This window comes from Streptomyces sp. NPDC001070 (genome assembly GCF_053598835.1).
The window spans coordinates 159,533-182,115 of sequence record NZ_JBSFLB010000001.1 but is presented as its reverse complement, the minus strand read 5'-3'; the positions used below and the strand labels follow the sequence as shown (position 1 = coordinate 182,115).

Genomic DNA, 22,583 nt, shown 5'->3' with positions numbered 1-22,583 from the left:
TATAGAGCGCGTGCGCTGCCCCCGACCACTGCCGGGTAGCCTGGCCGGATGACCGGCAAGGATGCTCCCCCCTCGTTCCGCCTCGCCTACGTACCGGGCGTGACCCCCGCCAAGTGGGTGCGGATCTGGCAGGAGCGGCTGCCGGACATCCCCCTGGACCTCGTCATGGTGTCCGCCGCCGAGGCGCCCGGCATGCTCCGCGGCCTCGACGCGGACGCGGGCTTCGTGCGGCTGCCGATCGACCGGACGGACCTCAGCGCCATCCCGCTCTACACCGAGACGACGGTGGTCGTCGTCCCCAAGGACCACCTGGTGTCCGCCGCCGACGAGGTGTCCGTGCAGGATCTCGCCGACGACGTGGTATTCCACCCTCTCGACGACACGCTCGAGTGGCAGGAGCGCCCGGGGCGGCCCGCGATCGAGCGCCCGGCCACGACGGCGGACGCCGTCGAGCTCGTGGCGGCGGGCGTGGGGCTGCTCGTCGTCCCGCAGTCGCTGGCCCGTCTGCACCACCGCCGGGACCTCACCTACCGGCCGGTTGTCGACGCCCCCCAGTCGCGGGTGGCGCTGTCGTGGCGCGAGGACACGACGACCGACATGGTCGAGGACTTCATCGGCATCGTGCGCGGTCGTACCGTCAACAGCACGCGCGGCCGCGCGCAGGCCCCGGCACCGGCGCAGCAGAAGAAGCAGCGCCCCGACGAGGGCGCAGCGCGGCGCAAGCCGGCCGGAGGCAAGGCCGCCACGGGCAGGTCCGCCGGCCGGGCGTCCGCGAAGACCCCCCGCCCCGCGAAGCGCGGCAAGCCGCGCCGCCGTTCGTAACCGGGCGGCCGCCCCGGAGCACGTCCCCTCATGGCGGTCCGCGCTGTGCGCGCCGCCCGGCAGGTCCGCTGAACGTGCGGGGCTCCCGGTGGCGCCGTTCGGCCCGCACCTGGGCGGGTCGCCGGACGGGCCGGCCCCTTGTGGCGTCGCGTGGCACCACATGGTGCCACGTGGTGCCAATCTCGGCTTCCCGAAGGCGCACGAGCATGCATGGCGCCACCATGGCTCTGGTCCTTCCCTCCGTCTTTCGCCAGGTCAGGGCGGTCATTCTCAAACCCGCCCACGGCGAGGTGCCATTCGGGCTTGCGTGTGGTGCCATAGTGGTGCCACCATGACGTCATGGACCTCACTCCGTATGTCGACAGCCTGCGCCGCGAACTCGCGGTGGCCGCCGAAGCCGGCGGGGAAGACGCCCGCGAGCTGGCCGAGCGGCTCACCGCTCCTCTGGAGTCGGCGACCCGTCTGACCATGCTCAATGTGCTCTCCGCCGCGATGGACGAGATCACCCGCGAACTCGCCCCCGGCTCGGTCGACGTACGGCTGCGCGGGCTGGACCCCGACTTCGTCGTGACGCCGCCGCCCGCCGACAGCGGCGCCGCGGAAGCGGCCGCCGCGCCCGTCGAACCGCTCCGGGCGCAGGCGCCCGCCGAGGGCGACGAGGGCGGCACCGCCCGCGTCAACCTGCGTCTGCCGGCCCACCTCAAGGCGCGCGCCGAGGAGGCCGCGAGCCGCGAGGGCCTGTCGGTCAACGCGTGGCTGGTGCGGGCCGTGTCGGCCGCGGTCGACGGCGGCACCCGGCCGCCGCGTACGACGGAGAAGGCCCGCACCATCGGACAGAGCTTCACGGGCTGGGTGCGCTAGCCGCGCCCGCGCCCGCCCCGCATCACCCACACCACGTCCCACCAGCGGGGACGACCCGAGGACTCACGAGGACGGTACAGCCATGCCTTCTTTCGACACTCCCGAACCGATCTCGGTCACCGCCCACGTGGGCGCCGGTTCCATCCGGTTCACCGCGGGCGACCGCCGCGACACCGCCGTCGAGGTGCGCCCCCGCGACCCGAAGCGGGACAAGGACGTGCGGGCCGCCGACCAGACCGAGGTCGCGTACGCGAGCGGCGTCCTGACCGTCAGGACGAAGGAGCGCTTCCTTGTCGGGCCCTCCGGCGCCGTCGACGTGACGGTCGACCTGCCCACGGGCTCGCGCGTCGACGTGACCGGCTCCTGGACCCAGGTGCTCGGCGAGGGCCGGCTCGGCGAGGTACGGGTGAAGACCTCGTCCAATGACGTCCGCCTCGACACGACCGGCCCGCTTCAGCTGACCGCCTCCCACGGCTCGATCACCGTCGACCGGATCGAGGGCATGGCCGAGATCGTCACCAGCTCCGGCAGCCTGCGCGTCGGCACCGTCGACGGCCCCGCCGTCCTGAAGAACTCGCACGGCACCACGACCGTCGGCGCCGTGACCGGCGACCTGCGGGTGAGCGGCGCCCACGGCAACATCGACGTCGAGCGCGCCGAGAGCTCGGTCACGGCCACCGTCGCCCACGGCAACCTGCGCGTCGCCGAGGTCGCCCGCGGCACCGTCCAGCTGGAGACCTCCTACGGCGCCATCGAGGTCGGCATCCGCGAGGGTACCGCCGCCTGGCTCGACGTCAGCTCCGAGCGCGGGCAGGTGCGCAACACGCTCGCCGCCTCCGGCCCCCCGGAGGAGACGGAGGACGCCGTCACGGTCCGCGCCCGGACCCGCTGGGGCAACATCGACGTGCGCCGCGCCCGGGCCTGAGCGCCGGATCCGCCCACTCGCCCACCCACCCCAGTCACTTCAGTCTTCGAACGGGAGGGCTCCATGCCTTCATCTGTCATGCCCACTCCAAGATGGGGCGGTTCGCAGCCGCCCGCCGCCGTCTCCGCCGTCGGTCTGCGCAAGTCGTACGGCGACAAGACGGTGCTCGACGGCATCGATCTGCGCATCCCGGCCGGGTCCGTGTTCGCGCTCCTCGGGCCCAACGGCGCCGGCAAGACCACCACCGTGCAGATCCTGTCCACGCTCATCGCCGCCGACGGCGGGCAGGCCCAGGTCGCGGGCCACGATGTCGCCACGTCACCGGACGGGGTGCGCGCCGCGATCGGTGTGACCGGGCAGTTCGCCGCGCTCGACGACCTGCTCACCGCCGAGGAGAACCTGCTCCTCATGGCCGACCTGCTGCGCCTGGGCAAGCGTGAGGGGCGCTCCCGTGCCGGGGAGTTGCTTGAGCGGTTCGGCATCGCGGACGTCGCGCACCAGCGGGCCGCGGCCTTCTCCGGCGGTATGCGCCGTCGGCTCGACCTGGCCATGACGCTGGTCGGCGACCCCCGGGTGATCTTCCTCGACGAGCCGACGACCGGACTCGATCCACGCAGCCGCCGCACCATGTGGGACACGGTGCGCTCGCTGGTCGCGGGGGGCACCACCGTCTTCCTCACCACCCAGTACCTGGAGGAGGCCGACCAGCTGGCCGACCGGATCGCCGTGCTCGACGGCGGCCGGATCGTCGCCGAGGGCACCGCCGACGAGCTCAAGGCGCAGATCCCCGGCAGCCACGTACGGCTGCGGTTCACCGGCTCCGCCGAGTACGAGCGCGCGGCCGCCGCCTTCCCCGGCGCGGCCCGGGACGACGAGAACCTCGCCCTGCGCGTGGCGGGCGACGGCGGCCTCGACGCGCTGCGCGCCCTGCTCGACCGGCTCGACGCGGCCGGCATCAGGGCCGCCGACTTCTCCGTGCACACCCCCGACCTCGACGACGTGTTCCTCGCCCTGACCGGCCGCGACGCCACCGGAACCGGCGCAGGCGCCCCGCTTCACGCCAAGGAGACCCTGTGATGAGCACCCTCGCCCACGCCGTGCACGACTCGACGACGATGCTGCGGCGCAACCTCAAGCACGCGATCCGCTATCCGGCCGTGGGGTTCGGCAGCGCCATGACGCCGATCCTGATGCTGCTGCTGTTCGTGTACGCCTTCGGGGAGTCGATCGGCGCCGGAATGGGCGGCGGCCGGGACGCCTACCTGGAGTATCTGACGCCCGGCGTCATCATCATGGGGGTGGCCGCCGGCTCGATGTCGACCTCGATCGCGGTCTGCTCCGACATGACCGAGGGCATCATCAACCGCTTCCGCACCATGAACATCACACGTTCGTCGTTCATGACGGGGCATGTCATCGGTAGCGTCGTCCAGACGATGGCGTGCATGGTCCTGGTCGTCGGCGTCGCACTCGCCGTCGGCTTCCGGTCGGACGCGAGCCCGCTCGAATGGCTTGCCGCCGCCGGACTCCTCGCGGCCATCGCGTTCGCGGTGACCTGGCTGTCGGCGGCGCTCGGCCTGATCTCCAAGACCGTCGAGTCCGCGAGCAACAAGCCGCTGCTGGTCCAGTTCCTGCCGTTCCTCGGCTCCGCGTTCGTGCCGGCCGACTCGATGTCGCCGGGACTGCGCTGGTTCGCCGGGAACCAGCCGTTCACGCCGATGACCGAGACGCTGCGCGGACTGCTCTCCGGCTCGGCGATCGGCGACAACGGCTGGATCTCGCTCGCCTGGTGCGCCGGCATCGCCCTGGTGGGCTACGTCTGGTCGCGCTCGCTGTTCAACGGCACCACCAAGCGCTGAGAACCGGTTCCCATCTCGGTCGATCCCGTACCCGCGCCACGGCGGAGGGCTCGCTGCAGGCGAGCCCTCCGCCGGTGCGTTCACCCCGCCGGGAGAGCACCATGATGTACACGGTGTGTACATATCTTCGTCGGAGATCGCCACTTACCGTGATCGGTCTGCGGCGTAGGTTCGGCTCGCCGGGTCGGGGGACCGCCATCGGCCGCCGTCGCAGCGGCCCGGGCCGGTGGGCCGGAAAGCTTTGCATAAAAGTTCCGGACGCCGTATAGTCATGCCATCGAGGAGGAGGGTCCATGGCATTCCGGGCAGCGGTGGCGGGAGCGAGCGGGTACGCGGGCGGAGAGGTGCTGCGCCTGCTGCTGAACCACCCCGAGATCGAGATCGGCACGCTCACCGGGAACACCAACGCCGGGCAGCGCCTCGGCGGCCTGCAGCCGCATCTGCTGCCGCTGGCGGACCGCGTGCTGGAGGCCACCGGCGCGGAGGCGCTCGCCGGGCACGACGTGGTCTTCCTCGCCCTGCCGCACGGGGCGTCGGCCGCCGTCGCCGAGCAACTGGGCGACACGGCGCTCGTCGTCGACTGCGGTGCCGACTTCCGACTGGAGGACGCCGCCGACTGGGAGCGGTTCTACGGCTCCCCGCACGCCGGCTCGTGGCCGTACGGTCTTCCGGAACTGCCGGGTGCCCGCGCCGCGCTGGAGGGGTCCAAGCGCATCGCGGTCCCCGGTTGCTACCCCACCGCGGTCTCGCTCGCGCTGTTCCCCGCGTACGCGGCGGGCCTGGTGGAGCCCGAGGCCGTGATCGTCGCCGCGTCCGGCACCTCGGGCGCGGGCAAGGCGGCCAAGCCGCATCTGCTCGGCAGCGAGGTCATGGGCAACATGAGCCCGTACGGGGTGGGCGGCACGCACCGGCACACCCCGGAGATGATCCAGAACCTCTCGGCGGTGGCCGGGGAGCGGGTCTCGGTCTCCTTCACCCCGACCCTCGCGCCGATGCCGCGCGGCATCCTCGCCACGTGCAGCGCCAAGGCCAGGCCCGGCGTCACCGCGGAGGCCGTACGGACCGCGTACGAGAAGGCGCTCGCCGACGAGCCGTTCGCGCACCTGCTGCCGGAGGGCCAGTGGCCCGCCACCGCCGCCGTGTACGGGTCGAACGCCGCGCTGATCCAGGTGGCGTACGACGAGGCCGCCGGCCGTGTCGTCGTCGTCAGCGCCATCGACAACCTCACCAAGGGCACCGCGGGCGGCGCCGTGCAGAGCATGAACATCGCCCTGGGCTTTCCCGAGGGGCTGGGCCTGACCACCGCGGGGGTCGCGCCATGACCCCCCGCCCCGCCGCACGCGCCCGCCGCGCCGTCGCCGTCCTGCTCACCCGGGCGACGCCCTGCGACACGGGCGCCGAGGCGCGGGGGACGGCCCCGGCGGCCGGACGGCACACGGACATCACGGCGAAGGCCGCGCCCCTGCGGTGGGCCGGCGCAGAAGCGGACAAGGAGACGGCACAGTGAGCGTCACGGCAGCACAGGGATTCACGGCGGCGGGCATCGCCGCCGGGATCAAGGAGAACGGCAACCCGGACCTGGCCCTCGTGGTGAACAACGGTCCACGCCTCGCCGCGGCCGGCGTCTTCACCTCCAACCGCGTCAAGGCCGCCCCCGTCCTGTGGTCGGAGCAGGTCCTCAAGGGCGGGCAGGTCTCCGCCGTCGTCCTCAACTCCGGCGGCGCCAACGCCTGCACGGGCCCGCTGGGCTTCCAGGACACCCACGCCACCGCCGAGGCGGTCGCCGACGCCCTCGGGCACAGCGCGGGCGAGGTGGCCGTCTGCTCCACCGGGCTGATCGGGGTCCGGCTGCCCATGGACAAGCTGCTGCCGGGCATCGGGAAGGCCGCGGGCGAACTCTCCGCGCACGGCGGCGAGAAGGCCGCCATCGCCATCAAGACCACCGACACCGTCCACAAGACCGCCGTGTTCGAGGGAGCCGGCTGGACGGTGGGCGGTATGGCCAAGGGCGCGGGCATGCTCGCGCCGGGCCTGGCCACCATGCTGGTGGTCCTCACCACCGACGCCGACCTGGACTCCGCCACGCTCGACGGGGCCCTGCGCGGCGCCACCCGCACCACCTTCGACCGGGCCGACTCCGACGGCTGCATGTCGACCAACGACACCGTGCTGCTGCTCGCCTCCGGCGCCTCCGGCGTCACCCCCGCGTACGAGTCCTTCGCCGCCGCCGTCGAGCAGGTCTGCTCGGACCTCGCCCGCCAGCTGATCCGCGATGCCGAGGGCGCGTCCAAGGACATCAGGATCGACGTGATCAACGCGGCCACCGAGGACGACGCCGTCGAGGTGGGCCGCTCCATCGCCCGCAACAACCTGCTCAAGTGCGCCATCCACGGCGAGGACCCCAACTGGGGCCGGGTGCTGTCGGCGATCGGCACCACCTCCGCCGCCTTCGAGCCCGACCGCCTCAATGTCGCCATCAACGGCGTCTGGGTCTGCAAGTCCGGCTCCGTCGGAGAGGACCGCGAACTGGTGGACATGCGCTACCGCGAGGTCCACGTCACCGCCGACCTCGCCGCCGGCACCGAGACGGCGACCATCTGGACCAACGACCTGACCGCCGAGTACGTCCACGAGAACAGCGCCTACAGCTCATGAGCACCCGCAAGCACACCGCCCTGCCCAAGGCGCAGACCCTCATCGAGGCGCTGCCCTGGCTCACCCGCCACCACGGCAGGACCGTCGTCATCAAGTTCGGCGGGAACGCCATGGTCGACGAGGAGCTGAAGTCCGCCTTCGCACAGGACGTCGTCTTCCTGCGGCACGCAGGCCTCAAGCCCGTCGTCGTGCACGGCGGCGGCCCGCAGATCAGCGCCCAGCTCGACAAGCAGGGGCTGGTCAGCGAGTTCAAGGCCGGGCTGCGGGTCACCACGCCCGAGGCCATGGACGTCGTCCGCATGGTGCTCGCCGGTCAGGTGCAGCGCGAGCTGGTCAACCTGCTCAACGAGCACGGCCCTCTCGCCGTCGGCCTCACCGGCGAGGACGCCCACACCATCACCGCGACCCAGCACCGCCCGCTGATCGACGGCGAGGCCGTCGACATCGGCCGGGTCGGCCAGATCACCGACATCGACACCGGCGCCATCGAGGCCCTGCTGGAGAACGGACGCATCCCGGTCGTCTCCTCCATCGCCCGCAGCGCCGACGACGGCCACGTCTACAACGTCAACGCCGACACCGTCGCCGCGGCCCTGGCCGCGGCGCTCGGCGCCGAGACGCTGATGGTCCTCACGGACGTCGAGGGCCTGTACGAGGACTGGCCGAACAGCGACGAGGTGATCAGCCGGCTCACCGCGAGCGAGCTGGAGAAGCTGCTGCCCGAGCTGTCCAGCGGCATGGTGCCCAAGATGGAGGGCTGCCTGTACGCCGTGCGCAACGGCGTCCACACCGCCCGCGTGATCGACGGGCGGGTCCAGCACTCGATCCTGCTGGAGATCTTCACCGACGAGGGCATCGGCACGATGGTCGTGCCCGACGCCGCGAACGCTTCGGCGGGCGCATCCGCGAACGAAGGGGGACGGGCATGACCGGCACCGGAACCGGCGACCAGGGCGGCCAGGGGAACCAGGGGCTCACCCGGCGCTGGCAGGGCTCGCTGATGGACAACTACGGCACCCCGCGGCTGCCCCTGGTCCGCGGCGAGGGCGCGAGGTTCTGGGACGCCGACGGCAAGGAGTACCTGGACTTCCTCGGCGGCATCGCCGTCAACGCGCTCGGCACCGCCCACCCCGCGGTCGTCCGCGCGGTCTCCGACCAGATCGCGACCCTCGGCCACGTCTCCAACCTCTTCATCGCCGAACCCACCGTCGCCCTCGCCGAGCGGCTGCTCCAGCTCTCCGGCCGCCCCGGCCGGGTGCTGTTCTGCAACTCGGGCGCCGAGGCCAACGAAGCCGCCTTCAAGATCGGCCGGCTGACGGGCCGCACCCACATGGTGGCCACCGACGGCGGCTTCCACGGCCGCACCATGGGAGCCCTCGCGCTCACCGGGCAGCCCAAGAAGCGGGAGTCCTTCCGCCCGCTGCCCGGCGACGTCACCCATGTGCCGTACGGCGACACGGAGGCGCTGCGTGCCGCCGTCACCGAGGAGACCGCGCTCGTCGTCATCGAGCCCATCCAGGGCGAGAACGGCGTCGTCGTGCCCCCGGCCGGCTACCTGGCGGCCGCGCGGGAGATCACCCGCGCGACCGGCACCCTGCTCGTCCTGGACGAGGTGCAGACCGGCATCGGCCGCACCGGCCACTGGTTCGAGCACCAGGCCCAGGGCATCGAGCCGGATGTCGTCACCCTCGCCAAGGCCCTCGGCGGCGGCCTGCCCATCGGCGCAGCCCTCGCCTTCGGCCCCGCCGCCGACCTGCTGACCCCCGGTCAGCACGGCACCACCTTCGGCGGCAACCCGGTGGCCTGCGCCGCCGCGCTCGCCGTCCTGGACACCATCGAGCACGAGGGCGTGCTGGAGAACGTCAAGCGCCAGGGCGAGAAACTGCGCGAGGGCGTCGAGGCGCTCGGCCATCCTCTGGTCGATCACGTGCGCGGTGCGGGCCTCCTGCTGGGTATCGTGCTCACCGAGCCGCTCTCCGCCCAGGTGCAGACGGCGGCTCAGGACGCCGGACTCCTGGTGAACGCGGCCGTACCCGACACGGTGCGGCTCGCCCCGCCGCTGATCCTCGGTGACGCCGAGGTGGAAGCGTTCCTCGGGGCGCTGCCGGGCGTCCTCGACGCCGTACACGCCGTAGAGGAATCGCGATCCGGAGAATGACACGACGATGAGTGAGGCGCAGCAGCACAACGGCGGTGGAACCGCGGCCGTACCGCAGACCCGGATGGCACGCCACCGGCGGATCGTGGACATCCTGAACCGGCAGCCGGTGCGGTCCCAGAGCCAGCTCGCCAAGCTGCTCGCCGACGACGGGCTGAACGTCACCCAGGCGACGCTCTCCCGCGACCTCGACGAGCTGGGCGCGGTCAAGATCCGCACCAACAACGGCGAACTCATCTACGCCGTGCCCAGCGAGGGCGGTTTCCGCACGCCCATGGCGCCGCTGGGGGAGTCCGTGAAGGAGGAGCGGATGCGCCGTCTCGCCGGCGAGCTGCTCATCTCCGCCGAGGCCTCCGCCAACCTCGTCGTCGTCCGCACGCCCCCGGGCGCGGCCCAGTTCTTCGCGTCCGCGATCGACCAGGCCGAGGTGTACGACATCCTCGGCACGATCGCCGGCGACGACACGGTCATGCTGATCAGCCGCGACCCGGCAGGCGGGCAGGCGGTCGCCGACCACCTGCTGCGCCTGGCCGGGGGCGGCGCGTAGAGCGGGCCCGGCGCCGGCCGGATCAGACGACGGGGCTGAGGCCGCCGTCGAAGTTGATGCCGGTGCCGGTCACATAGGCGGCCCGTCCGGACAGCAGGAAGGCCACCAGGTCCGCGAACTCCTCCGCGCGGCCCACCCGGCCCAGCGGGATGCCGGACTCGCGGCCCATGGTGGCGTACAGCTCCTCCACGGCCACGCCGCGCTCCTCGGCCTGCCGCGTCCACTGGCCGCTCTCGACCAGGCCGACCAGGACGGCGTTGACCCGGATGTTGTCCGGCCCGAGCTCCTTGGACAGCGCCTTGGTCAGGGCGAGGCCCGCGGCGCGGGAGACCGAGGTCGGGGTGCTGCCCGCGCCGGGGGCCTTGGCCGACACGGCGAGGGTGTTGACGACGCCGCCGCCCCCCGCGGCACGCAGATGGGGGAGGGCCAGCCGGGTCAGCCGTACGGCTGCGTGCAGCTTCAGCTGCAGGTCCTCCTCCCACACCGCGTCGTCCTGGCGCTCGAAGAACCCGGCCGCGCTGCGGCCGGCGTTGTTGACCACGGCGTCGATCCGTCCCCAGCGTCCGTCGGCGGCGGCGACGAAGCGCTCGAGGTCCTCGGGACGGGTGACGTCCGCGGGCACGCCCACCACATCGGCGCCCGTGGCGCCCAGTTCCTTCACCACGTGCTCTATGCGCTCGGGGTCACGTCCGCACAGCGCCACCTTGGCGCCCTCGGCGGCCAGCCGCCGGACAAGGGCCGCGCCGAGTCCGTCGGACCCTCCGGTCACCAGCACGACCTTGTCGTTCAGTTGCAGATCCATGTGACGAATTCTTGCCACCTGGAACAGCTGATCGTCAAGCGCTCAATTTGGCTACGAATCGCCCGAATCCCGAGGTGTGCCAGGTGGTGCCGTCGGGAGCGACGGCGAAGGCCTCCACATCGGGGAGCTCTTCCAGCCACTCCCGGGCCCGGCCGCCCATGGCGTAACCGGCCGTCGCCCAGGAGTCCGCCTCGACGAGGGAGGGGCAGACCACGGTGAGGGACGCGAGCCCGGCGGACGGCGGCGCACCCGTGTACGGGTCGAGGATGTGGCAGCCGCGCTCGGCGGGACCCGAGGTGGCGACGGCCAGTTCGCCGTCCGCCTCGACGACGGTGGCCAGCCCGCCGGGCCGCAGCGGATCGGCGATGCCGACCCGCCAGGGGCCGCCGGCCAACTGGACGTCACCGCCGCCGTTGAGGCAGACCTTCTCCGCCCCGGCCACCGCGATCGTCCGTACGGCCCGTTCCACGGCCCAGCCCTTGACCAGGCCCGTGGGGTCGGGCGGGGTGTCCGCGCCCGCGTAGCGCAGGGTGAACCAGCCGTCGGTGCGGTGCTCGGCGTCCTCGCACAGTGCCAGCACCTCGCGCACCTCGGGGGAGCAGTCGGCGAGGGCGAGCTCCCCCCGGCCCAGACGGCTGATCTCACTGTCCGGGCGGAAGGTGGAGAACACCTCGTCGACCTGGTGCAGGGAGGCCACGGCCGCCTCCAGCGCGGCCCGGACGCGTGGATCGCGGGCGCCGCGCACGTCGAAGGAGAACACCGTTCCCATGCAGTGCTCGACGTGCCGCAGTCGCGGGGGGTTGTCGGACATCGTCAGGCACCGGCCTTGTCCAGCGCGCTCTGCAGCGACTTCCGGTAGCCCTCGCTGGTGAAGGAGGCCCCGGAGACGGTGTCGATCTGCGCGCTCTGGGCGGTGACCGCGGCCTGGTCGAGCTTCGGGACGGCGGTGGCGGTGAGCTGGTCGCTGGTGGGGGTGCCGCGGGGGGCCTGGACGGCGGCGGCCGACGTGATCCGTCCGTTCTCCACCGTGATCCTGACCTGGACCGGGCCGTAGCTGGTCTGCGCCACGTCGCCGGTGACGGTCTTCCGCGCGGGGGCGCCGCCCTGGTTCCCGTTCCCCGGGGACTTCGCCCCGCCGGAGCCCCGCCCGCCCGCGGGGGCCGACGCCACCGGCACCGACGGGTCCGGGCCGGCGGCCGACGGGGCCGCGGAGACCGGCGGCAGCTGCTGTGCCGGGGCGCCCGCCTGCGAGGTGAAGGGCGACGTCGTCGGCTTCAGGGCGAGCAGCAGCACGACGCCGGAGACGGTCGTCACGCTGCTCAGGAGGATCCGGCGCAGCGGGTGCTTCTTCTTCACGGGGACCTCACAGCTCGAAGGACTCGTGGTGGATACGGCGTTCCGGCACTCCGGCCTCGCGCAGCGCGGAGTACGACTCCTCGGCGAGCCCCGGAGGGCCGCACAGGTACACATCGTGCTGGTCGATGTCCGGCAGCATCCGCCGCAGCCCGTGCGCGGTGATCTCCGGGCGGGCGCCGTCCGGGCCGTTCACGGCGTACACCAGGCGCGCGCCGCGGTCCGCCGCGATCTCCTCCAGTTCGGCCCACAGCGCGAGGTCCTGCCTGCTGCGGGCCCGGTACAGCAGCGTGAGGTCGCCGGGGGCGGCCGGCAGCGTCTCGAACAGCGCCCGCAGCGGGGTGATCCCGGCCCCGCCCGCCAGCAGCAGCACCTTGCCGCCACGGCGGCGGGAGGCCGTCATCGCCCCGTACGGGCCCTCGGCCCACACCCGCGTGCCGGGCTGGAGCGAAGCCAGCGCCGAGCTGTGACCGCCCACGGCCTTGACGGTGATCCGCAGCAGGTCGGGCCGCGGGGGCGCCGACAGGGAGTACGGATTGGCGCTCCAGCGCAGGCCCTTGGCGAGGAAACGCCAGCGGAAGAAGTGGCCGGGCTCGGCGCCCAGCCGGTGCAGCCGGCGCCCCTTGATCAGGACCGAGACGACACCGGGCGCCTCCTCCACGGTCTCCGCGACCCGCATGCGGTGCTTCATGTTCAGCCGGACCGGGACGAGCACCCGGTACCAGAGCACCAGCCCCGTCACCGCCCCGTACAGGGCGTACCAGATGCCGCGCGCGGTGGCGCTGCCCGCGAACTCGGCCCCGGTGGCGAGCTGGTGCCAGAAGGTCAGATAGACCGCGGCGTAGGTGAGCAGGTGGATGTAGTACCAGGTCTCGTAGCGCAGCCGGCGGCGCAGCGCGCCCGCCGAGACGAAGCCGATGACGAGGAGCAGCGCGGTGCCGGCCGTCGCCTCGATCATCCGCGGGTAGTCCAGGACGACGGACACCGACTGCTGGACGATCGGCTGCCCCGACTGCTCGGAGTAGCCCCACAGGATCAGCGCCACGTGCACGACGACCAGGGAGATCGCGTAGCGGCCGCTCATCGCGTGCCAGCGGGCCACCCGGTCGCTGCCGACCCGGCGCTCCAGCGCGGGGACGCGGGCCATCTGGAGGACGACCAGGGCGATGGTGTAGCCGCCGAGCAGACCGGTGATCCGGCCGGCCGCGGTGAGCCAGCGGGCCGTGGTCGGCTGGATGTAGGGCGTGTTGCCCCACCACAGCCAGACGACCCAGGCGGCGCCCGCCCAGGCGAGGAGGAGCAGGGGGATCGCTGGGGAACGGCGGGGCCGGATCCGGCGCATGGACTGCCGCCTGCCCGCCCTGCTGTTGTGGATCATCGTGGTCGTGGCCGCCATGCGCATCTGTACGGGCGGTTCTGCTGCGGCGCTCAAAGCCCCGCTTTGTCCAACGCGCTCTGCAGCGATGTGATATAGCCCTCGCTGGTGTAGGTGGCGCCGGAGACGGCGTCGATGCCCGCGCTCTGCGCGTCCAGGGCCTCCTGCGTCAGCACGGGGACCGCGTAGCCGTTGATCTGCTGGTCGCGCGGGTTGTCCGAAGGCACCTGCAGCGCCGTCACCGCGGTGAGCCGGCCGTCCTGGACGGTGACCCGTACCTGCACCGGCCCGTAGCGGGTCTGCGCGGTCTCGCCGTCGGCGGTGCGCGCCCCCGCGGCCGCCGGGCCGGACGGCGCCGCCGACGGCGCGGAGGAGGACGAGGAGGACGAGGAGACGCGAGTGGGGGCCACCGCGAGCGGGACCGCCGGGGTGTGCGGTTTCAGCGCCGGCAGCAGGACGATCCCGGACACGGTGGCTGCGGCGGTCACGGCGGTGCGCCGCAGCGGATGCGTTCTCACGGCTCTCACAGTTCGAAGGACTCATGGTGGATGCGGGAGGCGGGCACACCGGCCGCGCGCAGTGCGTCGTGGCAGGCGAGCGCCATGCCGGGCGGCCCGCACAGGTAGACGTCGTGGCGCCTCAGGTCCGGCACGACCGCGCGCAGCCCGTCCGCGGTGATCCGGGCCCGGGTGCCGTCGGGGGAGTTGAGCGCGTAGAACAGCCGCGCGCCGCGGGCGGCGGCGATGGCCTCCAGCTCGCCGCGCAGCGCCAGGTCCTCGGGCCGGTGGGCCCGGTACAGCAGCGTCAGGTCGCCGGGGCGCGCGGGCAGCGTCTCGAAGAGCGCCCGCAGTGGCGTGATGCCGGTCCCGCCCGCGACGAGCAGGACCTTGGCCGCCCGGCGGCGGCCCGCCGTCAGCGCCCCGTACGGTCCCTCGGCCCACACGCGGGTCCCGGGCCGGAGCGCGGCCACCGCGGCGCTGTGGTCGCCCAGCGACTTGACGGTGATCCGCAGTCCCCGCGGTGAGGGCGGCGCGGACAGCGAGTACGGGGTGGCGGTCCACCACATGCCCGGCGCGAGGAACCGCCAGCGCAGGAACTGCCCGGGTTCGGCCCCGAGCTCGTCCAGCCGGCGGCCGCCCAGCAGCACCGAGTGCACCCCCGGCGCCTCCCGTACCGTGCCCACGACGTGGAGGCGGTGCCGCAGGTTCAGGCGGACGGGGACCAGCACGCGGAACCACAGCACGAGCCCCGCCGCTCCCAGGTACAGGGCGTACCAGGCGGCCCGGGCCGGGCCGTTCCCGGCGAAGTCCGCGCCGAGGGCGAGCTGATGGCCGAAGGCGAGGAAGACCGCGGCGTAGGTGAGCAGGTGGATGTGGTACCAGGTCTCGTAGCGGACCCGGCGCCGCACCGCGCGGACGGAGACGACGCCCACGGTGCACAGGGTCACCGTGCCCGCGGTCGCCTTGAGCATCTCGGGGTAGTCCAGCACGATGCCCGCCGCCTCGCGCAGCACCGGGGCGCCGTCCTGGGCGGCGTAGCCCCAGACCGTGCACACGACGTGCGCGACGAGCAGGCTGAGCGTCCAGCGGCCGGCGACGGCGTGCCACCGGGCCACCCGGTCGCTGCCCACCCCTCGCTCCAGCAGGGGGACGCGCGCCATCAGGGCGACCAGCACCGCGCACGCGTAGCCGCACAGCAGCCCCGTGATGCGGCCCGCGCCGGTCAGCCAGCCCGCGGCGCCGACGACCGAGGGCGTGTCCCGCCACCACAGCGCCAGGACGCCCGCCGCGCCGGCCCAGAGGGCCGCGAGCACGTACGGTGCGGGCGAGCGCCGCGCGGCGCCCGGCGCCGCGGCGCCGTGGCGGGGGCCGGCGGAGCGGTGGACGGTCGTCACGGTCAGGACCTCCGGGTCGGGGGAGGCCCACTGTGCGCGGCGTACCTGTGAGGGCGCTCTGAGCCGCCCGTCCCCGCGCAGGACTCAGAGAGAATTCAGAGGAAGTGGAGAGATGCTGGAAACGTCATGGAGTCACGACGAGCGGCACCGGCCCGCCCCCTGCCGGTACTGACCCGCCCGGACGGCAGCCCGGTGCGGGTGCTCGTCGTCGACGACGAGCCCGACCTCGCCGAGGTGCTCTGCGGTGTCCTGCGCTACGAGGGCTGGCAGGTGCGCGCGGCCGGTGACGGCGCCTCCGCGCTGGCCGAGGCCCGCGTGTTCCAGCCGGACGCGGTCGTCCTCGACATCATGCTCCCGGACACCGACGGGCTCTCCGTACTGCGGGGCCTGCGCGCGGAGCGGCCGGACGTCTGCGTGCTGTTCCTCACCGCGCGCGACTCCGTAGAGGACCGCGTCGCCGGCATCACGGCGGGCGGCGACGACTACGTCACCAAGCCTTTCAGCCTCGAGGAGGTGCTGGCCCGGCTGCGCGGGCTGCTGCGGCGCGCGGGGATGAGCCGCGAGCGCGCCGAGGACACCCTGCTCACCGTCGGCGACCTGGTCATGGACGAGGAGGCGCACGAGGTCACCCGCGACGGCACGGCAGTGGAGCTGTCCCCGACCGAGTTCGAGCTGCTCCGCTTCCTCATGCGCAACCCGCGCCGCGTGCTCAGCAAGGCGCAGATCCTGGACCGGGTCTGGAGCTACGACTTCGGCGGGCAGGCCCATGTGGTGGAGCTCTACATCTCCTACCTGCGCAAGAAGATCGACGCCGGCCGCCCACCGATGATCCACACCGTGCGCGGCGCCGGCTACGTCCTCAAACCGGCCTCCCCGTGAACCGCGCCACCGCCGCCCTGCGCCGGGTCGCCGGACGTCTGCGGCCGCACACGCTGCGCTCCCGGCTCACCTGGGGCCTGGTGGTGCTGCTGGCGATCAGCTGCGCGGCGGTCGGGGTGGCGGCTGTGCTGGCGCTGCGCGGCGTCCTCACCGAACGGCTCGACCAGCAGCTGGTGGAGGCGGGCGGACGCTTCCCGGCGAGCCTGGAGCACCGGGCAGACGAGATCAGGCCCGACGGGGACGAGCACGCCGACACCCGGCGCCAGGCGCCCGGGACCTTCGGCGCCCGCCTGTTGGGCGCGCGGGTCACCGACGCGGCGGTGGTGCGCTCGGGCACCGACACCTCGGTGCGGCTCAGCGCCGGCGACCGGGCGGCACTGTTGGCCCTGCCCGTCGACGGGCGGGCCCATGACGCCGAGCTGTCGGAGCTCGGCGACTACCGGGTCTACGCGAGCCACGGAGACGACGGCGACATCCTGGTGACCGGGCTGCCGCTGGACGGGGTGGACCAGGCCGTGCACCGCCTGGAACTGGTGGGGGCGGCCGTCTTCAGCGGGGCCCTGGCCGTGGCCGGGGTCGCCGGGGCGCTGTGGGTGCGCTGGTCGCTGCGGCCGCTGAGCCGGGTGGCGGCCACCGCGGCCGCCGTCACGGAACTGCCGCTCGCCAGCGGCGAGGTCGCGCTGCCCGCCCGCGCCCCGGACGCCGACCCGCGCAGCGAGGTGGGCCGGGTCGCCACCGCCCTCAACCGCATGCTGGGCCATGTCGAGGACGCCCTGTCCCGGCGGCACACCAGCCAGGAGCGGCTGCGCCGCTTCGCCGCCGACGCCAGCCACGAACTGCGCACCCCGGTCGCCTCGATCCGCGGCCACGCCGAGCTGGCGCTGCGCCACCCCGGTCCGGTACCGGCCGAGGTGACCCGGGCGCTGGAGCGGGTGGCGGCGGAGTCGGGGCGCATGGGCGAGATGGTCGACGACCTGCTGCTCCTCGCCCGGCTCGATGCGGGGCGTCCCCTGGAGAGCGACACGGTGGACCTGACGCGGCTCGTGCTGGACGGGGTCGACGACGCCCGGGCCGCGGGGCCCGGTCACCGCTGGCTGCTCGACCTGCCCGAGGACCCGGTCACCGTGACCGGTGACGCCCACCGGCTCCACCAGGTCATCGCGAACCTTCTGGCCAACGCCCGGCTGCACACCCCGGACGGCACGAAGGTCACCGTACGGCTGGAGCAGTGGGGCGCGGACGCGGTGCTGACCGTCGCCGACGACGGCCCGGGCATCCCGGGCGACCTCCGCGACACGCTGTTCGAGCGCTTCACGCGCGCCGACCGCCGCCGTCCCGGGGCGGGCGGCGGGGCCGGCCTCGGGCTGTCGATCGTCGCCGCCGTCGTCGCGGCGCACGGCGGCACGGTCGCGGCGGAGAGCCGGCCGGGAGCGACCGAGTTCACGGTGCGGCTGCCGCGCACCGCGGCGGCCTGACCCACGCGCCCCCTCTGACCTGCGGCGACACGGCCGATTGACGAAGCATGCAGAGCAGTGCATACTTATACCCAACAGCGTATGCATCATCAGCCCCCGCCATACGCACTCGACCTCGCGCACCAAAGGAGAGACCCGTGACCGAGCGCGTCGTACTCGCCTACTCGGGCGGACTGGACACCTCCGTCGCCATCGGATGGATCGCCGAGGAGACCGGCGCCGAGGTCATCGCCGTGGCCGTGGACGTCGGCCAGGGCGGCGAGGACCTCGACGTCATCCGCAAGCGGGCGCTGGCCTGCGGCGCCGTCGAGGCCGAGGTCGCGGACGCCAAGGACGAGTTCGCCGACGAGTACTGCCTCCCGGCGATCAAGGCCAACGCCCTCTACATGGACCGCTACCCGCTGGTCTCCGCGCTCTCCCGGCCGACCATCGTCAAGCACCTGGTGGCCGCCGCCAAGAAGCACGGCGCCTCGATCGTCGCCCACGGCTGCACCGGCAAGGGCAACGACCAGGTCCGCTTCGAGGCCGGCATCTCCTCGCTCGCCCCCGAGCTGACCTGCATCGCCCCGGTCCGCGACTACGCGATGACCCGGGACAAGGCGATCGCCTTCTGCGAGGAGAAGAACCTCCCGATCGCCACCACCAAGAAGTCCCCCTACTCGATCGACCAGAACGTCTTCGGCCGCGCCGTCGAGACCGGCTTCCTCGAGGACATCTGGAACGCCCCGATCGAGGACGTCTACGAGTACACCCAGAACCCGGCCACGCCCCGCGAGGCCGACGAGGTGATCATCACCTTCGAGCAGGGCGTCCCGGTCGCCATCGACGGCAAGCCGGTCACCGTCCTGCAGGCCGTCCAGCAGCTCAACGAGCGCGCGGGCGCCCAGGGCGTCGGCCGGATCGACATGGTCGAGGACCGCCTCGTCGGCATCAAGTCCCGCGAGGTGTACGAGGCCCCGGGCGCCATCGCCCTGATCACCGCCCACCAGGAGCTGGAGAACGTCACCGTCGAGCGCGAACTGGCCCGCTACAAGCGGCAGGTCGAGCAGCGCTGGGGCGAGCTGGTCTACGACGGCCTGTGGTTCTCCCCGCTCAAGCGGGCTTTGGACGGCTTCATCAACGAGGCCAACCAGCACGTCTCCGGCGACATCCGGATGACCCTGCACGGCGGCCGCGCCGTCGTCACCGGCCGCAGGTCGGCCCAGTCGCTGTACGACTTCAACCTGGCGACCTACGACACCGGTGACACGTTCGACCAGTCCCTCTCCAAGGGCTTCATCGAGATCTTCGGCATGTCGTCGAAGATCGCCGCCAAGCGCGACCTTGCCTAGTCAGTAGCCTCGACCACGGCAGCCCGCCTCCCCGCCCCTCCACGGCGGGGAGGCGGCCGCACATCGACCCCCGAGGGAAGCGAGCAGAGCAGTGAGCACCAACAGTGGCGACGTCCGGCTCTGGGGCGGCCGTTTCGCCGACGGTCCCGCGGAGGCGCTGGCCAAACTCTCCGCGTCCGTCCACTTCGACTGGCGGCTCGCGCCGTACGACATCGCCGGCTCCCGCGCCCACGCGCGCGCGCTCCACAAGGCGGGCCTGCTCAGCGACATCGAGCTGACCCGCATGCTCGCCGGCCTCGACCAGCTGGAGGCCGACGTCGCCGACGGCTCCTTCACCGGGACCATCGCGGACGAGGACGTCCACACCGCCCTGGAGCGCGGCCTGCTGGAGCGGCTCGGCCCCGACCTCGGCGGCAAGCTGCGGGCCGGCCGGTCCCGCAACGACCAGGTCGCCACGCTCTTCCGGATGTACCTGCGCGACCACGCCCGGATCATCGGCGGGCTCGTCGCCGAGCTGCAGCAGGCCCTGGTCCGCCTCGCCGAGGCGCACATCGACGTCGCCATGCCCGGCCGCACCCATCTGCAGCACGCCCAGCCGGTGCTCTTCGCCCACCACGTGCTCGCCCACGTCCAGGCGCTGTCCCGGGACGCCGAGCGGCTGCGGCAGTGGGACGAGCGCACCGCGGTGTCCCCGTACGGTTCCGGCGCCCTGGCCGGCTCCTCGCTGGGGCTGGACCCGGAGGCCGTCGCCCGGGACCTGGGGTTCGAGCACGGCTCGGTGGGCAACTCCATCGACGGCACGGCCTCCAGGGACTTCGCCGCCGAGTTCGCCTTCATCACCGCCATGATCGGCGTCGACCTCTCGCGGATCGCCGAGGAGGTCATCATCTGGAACACGAAGGAGTTCTCCTTCGTCACGCTCCACGACGCCTTCTCGACCGGTTCGTCGATCATGCCGCAGAAGAAGAACCCGGACATCGCGGAGCTCGCCCGCGGCAAGTCCGGGCGCCTCATCGGCAATCTGACCGGGCTGCTCGCCACGCTGAAGGCGCTGCCGCTGGCGTACAACCGCGACCTGCAGGAGGACAAGGAGCCGGTCTTCGACTCCTGCGACACTCTGGAGGTCCTGCTGCCCGCCTTCACCGGCATGATGGCCACCCTCACGGTCAACCGGGAGCGGATGGAGGAGCTCGCCCCGGCCGGCTTCTCGCTCGCCACGGACATCGCCGAGTGGCTGGTGAAGCAGGGTGTCCCCTTCCGCGTCGCGCACGAGGTCGCCGGCGAGTGCGTCAAGGTCTGCGAGGCCGAGGGGATCGAGCTGGACCAGCTGAGCGACGAGCAGTTCGCCAAGATCTCCCCCCACCTCACCCCCGAGGTGCGCACGGTGCTCAACGTCCCCGGCGCGCTGGCGGCCCGTGACGGGCGTGGCGGGACCGCGCCGTCGGCGGTCGTCGTGCAGCTCGCCGAGGTCAAGCGGGACCTCGTCGTCCAGCTGGCGTGGGCGCAGGCCAAGCAGGCCAGGGGCTGACCCTTCGTCCTCCGGGAACCCGGCCGGGTCGTCGACCTCGGCCGGGCTACTCCGTCCTCTCATGTGAGACATCAATGTCTCATCCGGGTTAGCCTTGTCTCATGAGCTTGGATCGTGAGCAGGTCCTGCGTGACGCCGCCGACCTGCTGTCGCGGCGGGCCACCGCCTCCATGGACGAGATCGCCAAGGCCGCGGGCATCAGCCGCGCCACCCTCCACCGGCACTTCCCCGGCCGGGACGCGCTGGTGCGCGCCCTCGGCGTGCTCGGCATCGCGCAGACCGAGGAGCGCCTGGACGCCGCGCGCATCGAGGAGGGCGACCCGGTCGAGGCCGTACGCCGGCTGATCACCGAGGCCGTGCCCGTCTCCGGCTTCCTTGCCTTTCTCTACGGCGAGAACCAGCTCTACGACTTCGTCGAGATCAACGAGGGCTGGGCCCGCATCGACGCCCGCGTCGCCGCGCTCTTCCGGCGCGGCCAGGAAGCCGGGGCCTTCCGCTACGACCTGACCCCGGCCTGGCTCGTCGAGGCGCTCTACGCACTCATCGCCGCCTCGGCCTGGTCCGTCCAGGACGGCCGCATGGCCCGCCTCGACTCCGCCCGCATGGTCACCGAGCTGCTGCTCGGCGGCATGCTGCGCGCGCCCCGTGACACCGGGAGCAGCTCATGACCACCGCCGCGCCCGTCACGACCCCGCGCCAGGACCACCGCGGCCACCCCGCCCGCTGGCTCGCCCTCGGCGTCCTCACCCTCGCCCTGCTGCTCATCGCCGTCGACGCCACCGTGCTCGGCCTCGCCGTGCCCTTCCTCAGCGAGGACCTGCGGCCCACCTCCACCGAGCTGCTGTGGATCGGCGACGTCTACTCCTTCGTCATCGCGGGCCTGCTCGTCTCCATGGGCGGCCTCGGCGACCGCGTCGGCCGCAAGCGGCTGCTGCTCACCGGCACCGCCGCCTTCGGCGCGCTCTCCGTGCTCGCCGCGTACGCCACCACACCGGGCATGCTCATCACCGCCCGCGCCCTCATGGGCGTGGCGGGCGCCACCCTCATGCCGTCCACGCTCGCCCTGATCCGCACCCTCTTCCCCGAGCCGCGCGAGCGCAGTTTCGCCATCGGCGTCTGGGGCGCCATCTCGACCGCGGGCGCCGCCCTCGGCCCCGTCGTCGGCGGGATCCTCCTCGAGCACTTCTGGTGGGGCTCGGTCTTCCTCATCAACCTGCCCGTCATGGCCGTGCTGCTCGTCGTCGGCGCCCGGCTGCTGCCCGAGTCCCGCGACCCCGCGCCCGGCCCGTGGGACCCGGTGAGCGTCCTGCTCTCGCTGATCGGCATGTTCGGCGTCGTCTACGCCGTCAAGCAGCTCGCCGTCCACGGCCCCGGTCCCGTCGCCCTCGGCACCGGGATCGTCGGCGCGGCCTGCCTGTTCGCCTTCGTCCGCAGGCAACTCGCGCTGCCCGGACCGCTGCTGGACATGCGGCTCTTCCGGCACCGGGGCTTCTCCGGTGCGGTGCTGGCGGACCTGCTCACCGTGCTCGGGCTCGCCGGCAGCGTCTTCTTCCTCTCCCAGTTCCTCCAGCTCGTGCAGGGCCGCTCCCCGCTCCAGGCCGGCCTGTGCGAACTCCCCGCGACCCTCGGTGCCGCCGCCACCGGGCTCGTCGCCGGCGCCGTCGCGCGCCGCTGGTCGGTCCCCGGCGCCGTCGCGGGCGGCCTCGCCGCCACCGGCCTGGCCCTGCTCGCGCTCGTCGCGCTGCGGCCCGGCACGGGTTACCTCTTCCTGGGAGCGGCCCTGCTGGTGGTCGGCGCCGGTGCCGGACTGTCGTTCACGGTCACGGCCGACGTCATCCTCTCCAGCGTGCCGCCGCAGCAGGCCGGTGCCGCGTCCGGCGTCTCGGAGACCGCGTACGAACTCGGGGCCGCCCTCGGCATCGCGCTCCTCGGCTCCATCGTCACCGGCATCGCCGGGGGCCCGGCCTCGGCCGACCCCGCCGCCTTCACCGACGGCCTGCGAGCCGCCTCCGGCGTCGGCGGCGCCGTCCTGCTGCTGGCGGCCGCCGCCGCCTGGCGCCTGCTGCGCGGGCAGCGGCTCGCGGAGGGCCGTGTGCACTGACACCAACTCCCCTGACGT

At 73.2% G+C, this 22,583-nt stretch carries 23 protein-coding genes; 17 read left to right on the top strand and 6 right to left on the bottom strand.

The window, feature by feature from the left end; all coding sequences use genetic code 11:
* The first annotated feature begins 48 nt into the window (after positions 1–48).
* The 11 genes from ACWDAS_RS00895 to ACWDAS_RS00845 all read left to right on the top strand — a co-directional run bounded on the left by ACWDAS_RS00895 (position 49) and on the right by ACWDAS_RS00845 (position 9,827).
* Positions 49–822: a LysR family substrate-binding domain-containing protein gene (locus ACWDAS_RS00895; RefSeq protein ID WP_450386147.1), complete on the top strand. Its 774-nt coding sequence runs from the start codon at positions 49–51 to the stop codon at positions 820–822.
* 339 nt (positions 823–1,161) lie between these two features.
* Complete coding sequence (locus tag ACWDAS_RS00890; RefSeq protein ID WP_450386145.1) at positions 1,162–1,683, top strand: toxin-antitoxin system HicB family antitoxin; 522 nt, start codon at positions 1,162–1,164, stop codon at positions 1,681–1,683.
* Positions 1,684–1,765: 82 nt separating this feature from the next.
* On the top strand, positions 1,766–2,608 hold the full coding sequence (locus ACWDAS_RS00885; RefSeq protein ID WP_450386144.1) for a DUF4097 family beta strand repeat-containing protein: 843 nt from the start codon (positions 1,766–1,768) through the stop codon (positions 2,606–2,608).
* Positions 2,609–2,686: 78 nt separating this feature from the next.
* Positions 2,687–3,685: an ATP-binding cassette domain-containing protein gene (locus ACWDAS_RS00880; RefSeq protein WP_450386143.1), complete on the top strand. Its 999-nt coding sequence runs from the start codon at positions 2,687–2,689 to the stop codon at positions 3,683–3,685.
* Positions 3,685–4,467, top strand: a complete 783-nt coding sequence (locus tag ACWDAS_RS00875) for an ABC transporter permease (protein WP_450386141.1) — start codon at positions 3,685–3,687, stop codon at positions 4,465–4,467. Before ACWDAS_RS00880 ends, ACWDAS_RS00875 begins: the two co-directional genes overlap by 1 nt.
* Positions 4,468–4,760: 293 nt before the next feature.
* Positions 4,761–5,789: an N-acetyl-gamma-glutamyl-phosphate reductase gene (argC, locus tag ACWDAS_RS00870; protein ID WP_450386139.1), complete on the top strand. Its 1,029-nt coding sequence runs from the start codon at positions 4,761–4,763 to the stop codon at positions 5,787–5,789.
* Complete coding sequence (locus ACWDAS_RS00865) at positions 5,786–5,974, top strand: hypothetical protein (RefSeq protein ID WP_450386138.1); 189 nt, start codon at positions 5,786–5,788, stop codon at positions 5,972–5,974. Before argC ends, ACWDAS_RS00865 begins: the two co-directional genes overlap by 4 nt.
* Complete coding sequence (gene argJ, locus ACWDAS_RS00860) at positions 5,971–7,122, top strand: bifunctional glutamate N-acetyltransferase/amino-acid acetyltransferase ArgJ (RefSeq protein WP_450386136.1); 1,152 nt, start codon at positions 5,971–5,973, stop codon at positions 7,120–7,122. The genes ACWDAS_RS00865 and argJ overlap by 4 nt, the downstream gene beginning before the upstream one ends.
* Positions 7,119–8,051 (top strand): acetylglutamate kinase, encoded by a 933-nt coding sequence (gene argB, locus ACWDAS_RS00855; RefSeq protein ID WP_450386134.1) that lies wholly within the window; start codon positions 7,119–7,121, stop codon positions 8,049–8,051. Before argJ ends, argB begins: the two co-directional genes overlap by 4 nt.
* Complete coding sequence (locus tag ACWDAS_RS00850; protein ID WP_450386133.1) at positions 8,048–9,280, top strand: acetylornithine transaminase; 1,233 nt, start codon at positions 8,048–8,050, stop codon at positions 9,278–9,280. The genes argB and ACWDAS_RS00850 overlap by 4 nt, the downstream gene beginning before the upstream one ends.
* 7 nt (positions 9,281–9,287) lie before the next feature.
* Positions 9,288–9,827, top strand: a complete 540-nt coding sequence (locus ACWDAS_RS00845) for an arginine repressor (RefSeq protein ID WP_450386131.1) — start codon at positions 9,288–9,290, stop codon at positions 9,825–9,827.
* Positions 9,828–9,849: 22 nt separating this feature from the next.
* On the opposite strand, the gene ACWDAS_RS00840 is transcribed toward ACWDAS_RS00845, so the two are convergent.
* From ACWDAS_RS00840 to ACWDAS_RS00815, 6 genes are read right to left on the bottom strand one after another with little or no spacing between them, the layout of a single operon-like run.
* Complete coding sequence (locus ACWDAS_RS00840) at positions 9,850–10,629, bottom strand: SDR family oxidoreductase (RefSeq protein ID WP_450386129.1); 780 nt, start codon at positions 10,627–10,629, stop codon at positions 9,850–9,852.
* Positions 10,630–10,663: 34 nt separating this feature from the next.
* Positions 10,664–11,440 carry an FAD:protein FMN transferase gene (locus ACWDAS_RS00835; RefSeq protein ID WP_450386127.1) on the bottom strand — a complete coding sequence of 259 codons (777 nt, stop codon included), beginning with the start codon at positions 11,438–11,440 and terminating at the stop codon, positions 10,664–10,666.
* A gap of 2 nt (positions 11,441–11,442) precedes the next feature.
* Positions 11,443–11,985, bottom strand: a complete 543-nt coding sequence (locus ACWDAS_RS00830) for an FMN-binding protein (protein WP_450386125.1) — start codon at positions 11,983–11,985, stop codon at positions 11,443–11,445.
* 7 nt (positions 11,986–11,992) lie between these two features.
* Positions 11,993–13,378 carry a ferredoxin reductase family protein gene (locus ACWDAS_RS00825; RefSeq protein WP_450386591.1) on the bottom strand — a complete coding sequence of 462 codons (1,386 nt, stop codon included), beginning with the start codon at positions 13,376–13,378 and terminating at the stop codon, positions 11,993–11,995.
* Positions 13,379–13,410: 32 nt separating this feature from the next.
* Positions 13,411–13,875, bottom strand: a complete 465-nt coding sequence (locus tag ACWDAS_RS00820; RefSeq protein ID WP_450386124.1) for an FMN-binding protein — start codon at positions 13,873–13,875, stop codon at positions 13,411–13,413.
* A gap of 5 nt (positions 13,876–13,880) precedes the next feature.
* Positions 13,881–15,251 carry a ferredoxin reductase family protein gene (locus ACWDAS_RS00815; protein ID WP_450386122.1) on the bottom strand — a complete coding sequence of 457 codons (1,371 nt, stop codon included), beginning with the start codon at positions 15,249–15,251 and terminating at the stop codon, positions 13,881–13,883.
* 126 nt (positions 15,252–15,377) lie between these two features.
* On the opposite strand from ACWDAS_RS00815, the gene ACWDAS_RS00810 reads away from it, so the two are divergent.
* From ACWDAS_RS00810 to ACWDAS_RS00785, 6 genes are all read left to right on the top strand, one after another.
* Positions 15,378–16,130, top strand: a complete 753-nt coding sequence (locus tag ACWDAS_RS00810; protein WP_450386121.1) for a response regulator transcription factor — start codon at positions 15,378–15,380, stop codon at positions 16,128–16,130.
* Entirely contained in the window at positions 16,127–17,605 is a 1,479-nt protein-coding gene (locus tag ACWDAS_RS00805; protein ID WP_450386119.1) for a sensor histidine kinase, read from the top strand. The genes ACWDAS_RS00810 and ACWDAS_RS00805 overlap by 4 nt, the downstream gene beginning before the upstream one ends.
* A gap of 137 nt (positions 17,606–17,742) precedes the next feature.
* Entirely contained in the window at positions 17,743–18,936 is a 1,194-nt protein-coding gene (locus tag ACWDAS_RS00800) for an argininosuccinate synthase (RefSeq protein WP_450386118.1), read from the top strand.
* A gap of 91 nt (positions 18,937–19,027) precedes the next feature.
* Positions 19,028–20,464 (top strand): argininosuccinate lyase, encoded by a 1,437-nt coding sequence (argH, locus tag ACWDAS_RS00795; protein ID WP_450386116.1) that lies wholly within the window; start codon positions 19,028–19,030, stop codon positions 20,462–20,464.
* 101 nt (positions 20,465–20,565) lie between these two features.
* On the top strand, positions 20,566–21,132 hold the full coding sequence (locus tag ACWDAS_RS00790) for a TetR/AcrR family transcriptional regulator (RefSeq protein WP_450386114.1): 567 nt from the start codon (positions 20,566–20,568) through the stop codon (positions 21,130–21,132).
* The gene (locus tag ACWDAS_RS00785; RefSeq protein WP_450386112.1) at positions 21,129–22,565 is read left to right on the top strand and encodes an MFS transporter; all 1,437 of its coding nucleotides are present in this window, start codon (positions 21,129–21,131) and stop codon (positions 22,563–22,565) included. The genes ACWDAS_RS00790 and ACWDAS_RS00785 overlap by 4 nt, the downstream gene beginning before the upstream one ends.
* Positions 22,566–22,583 lie beyond the last annotated feature (18 nt).

Excerpts from the sequence above, each read along its gene's own strand:
- ACWDAS_RS00895 (WP_450386147.1), top strand. The coding sequence starts at position 49 with ATGACCGGCAAGGATGCTCCCCCCTCGTTCCGCCTCGCCTACGTACCG.
- ACWDAS_RS00890 (WP_450386145.1), top strand. The coding sequence starts at position 1,162 with ATGGACCTCACTCCGTATGTCGACAGCCTGCGCCGCGAACTCGCGGTG.
- ACWDAS_RS00885 (WP_450386144.1), top strand. The coding sequence starts at position 1,766 with ATGCCTTCTTTCGACACTCCCGAACCGATCTCGGTCACCGCCCACGTG.
- ACWDAS_RS00880 (WP_450386143.1), top strand. The coding sequence starts at position 2,687 with ATGCCCACTCCAAGATGGGGCGGTTCGCAGCCGCCCGCCGCCGTCTCC.
- ACWDAS_RS00875 (WP_450386141.1), top strand. The coding sequence starts at position 3,685 with ATGAGCACCCTCGCCCACGCCGTGCACGACTCGACGACGATGCTGCGG.
- argC (WP_450386139.1), top strand. The coding sequence starts at position 4,761 with ATGGCATTCCGGGCAGCGGTGGCGGGAGCGAGCGGGTACGCGGGCGGA.
- ACWDAS_RS00865 (WP_450386138.1), top strand. The coding sequence starts at position 5,786 with ATGACCCCCCGCCCCGCCGCACGCGCCCGCCGCGCCGTCGCCGTCCTG.
- argB (WP_450386134.1), top strand. The coding sequence starts at position 7,119 with ATGAGCACCCGCAAGCACACCGCCCTGCCCAAGGCGCAGACCCTCATC.
- ACWDAS_RS00850 (WP_450386133.1), top strand. The coding sequence starts at position 8,048 with ATGACCGGCACCGGAACCGGCGACCAGGGCGGCCAGGGGAACCAGGGG.
- ACWDAS_RS00845 (WP_450386131.1), top strand. The coding sequence starts at position 9,288 with ATGAGTGAGGCGCAGCAGCACAACGGCGGTGGAACCGCGGCCGTACCG.
- ACWDAS_RS00840 (WP_450386129.1), bottom strand. The coding sequence starts at position 10,629 with ATGGATCTGCAACTGAACGACAAGGTCGTGCTGGTGACCGGAGGGTCC.
- ACWDAS_RS00835 (WP_450386127.1), bottom strand. The coding sequence starts at position 11,440 with ATGTCCGACAACCCCCCGCGACTGCGGCACGTCGAGCACTGCATGGGA.
- ACWDAS_RS00825 (WP_450386591.1), bottom strand. The coding sequence starts at position 13,378 with ATGGCGGCCACGACCACGATGATCCACAACAGCAGGGCGGGCAGGCGG.
- ACWDAS_RS00810 (WP_450386121.1), top strand. The coding sequence starts at position 15,378 with ATGGAGTCACGACGAGCGGCACCGGCCCGCCCCCTGCCGGTACTGACC.
- ACWDAS_RS00790 (WP_450386114.1), top strand. The coding sequence starts at position 20,566 with ATGAGCTTGGATCGTGAGCAGGTCCTGCGTGACGCCGCCGACCTGCTG.
- ACWDAS_RS00785 (WP_450386112.1), top strand. The coding sequence starts at position 21,129 with ATGACCACCGCCGCGCCCGTCACGACCCCGCGCCAGGACCACCGCGGC.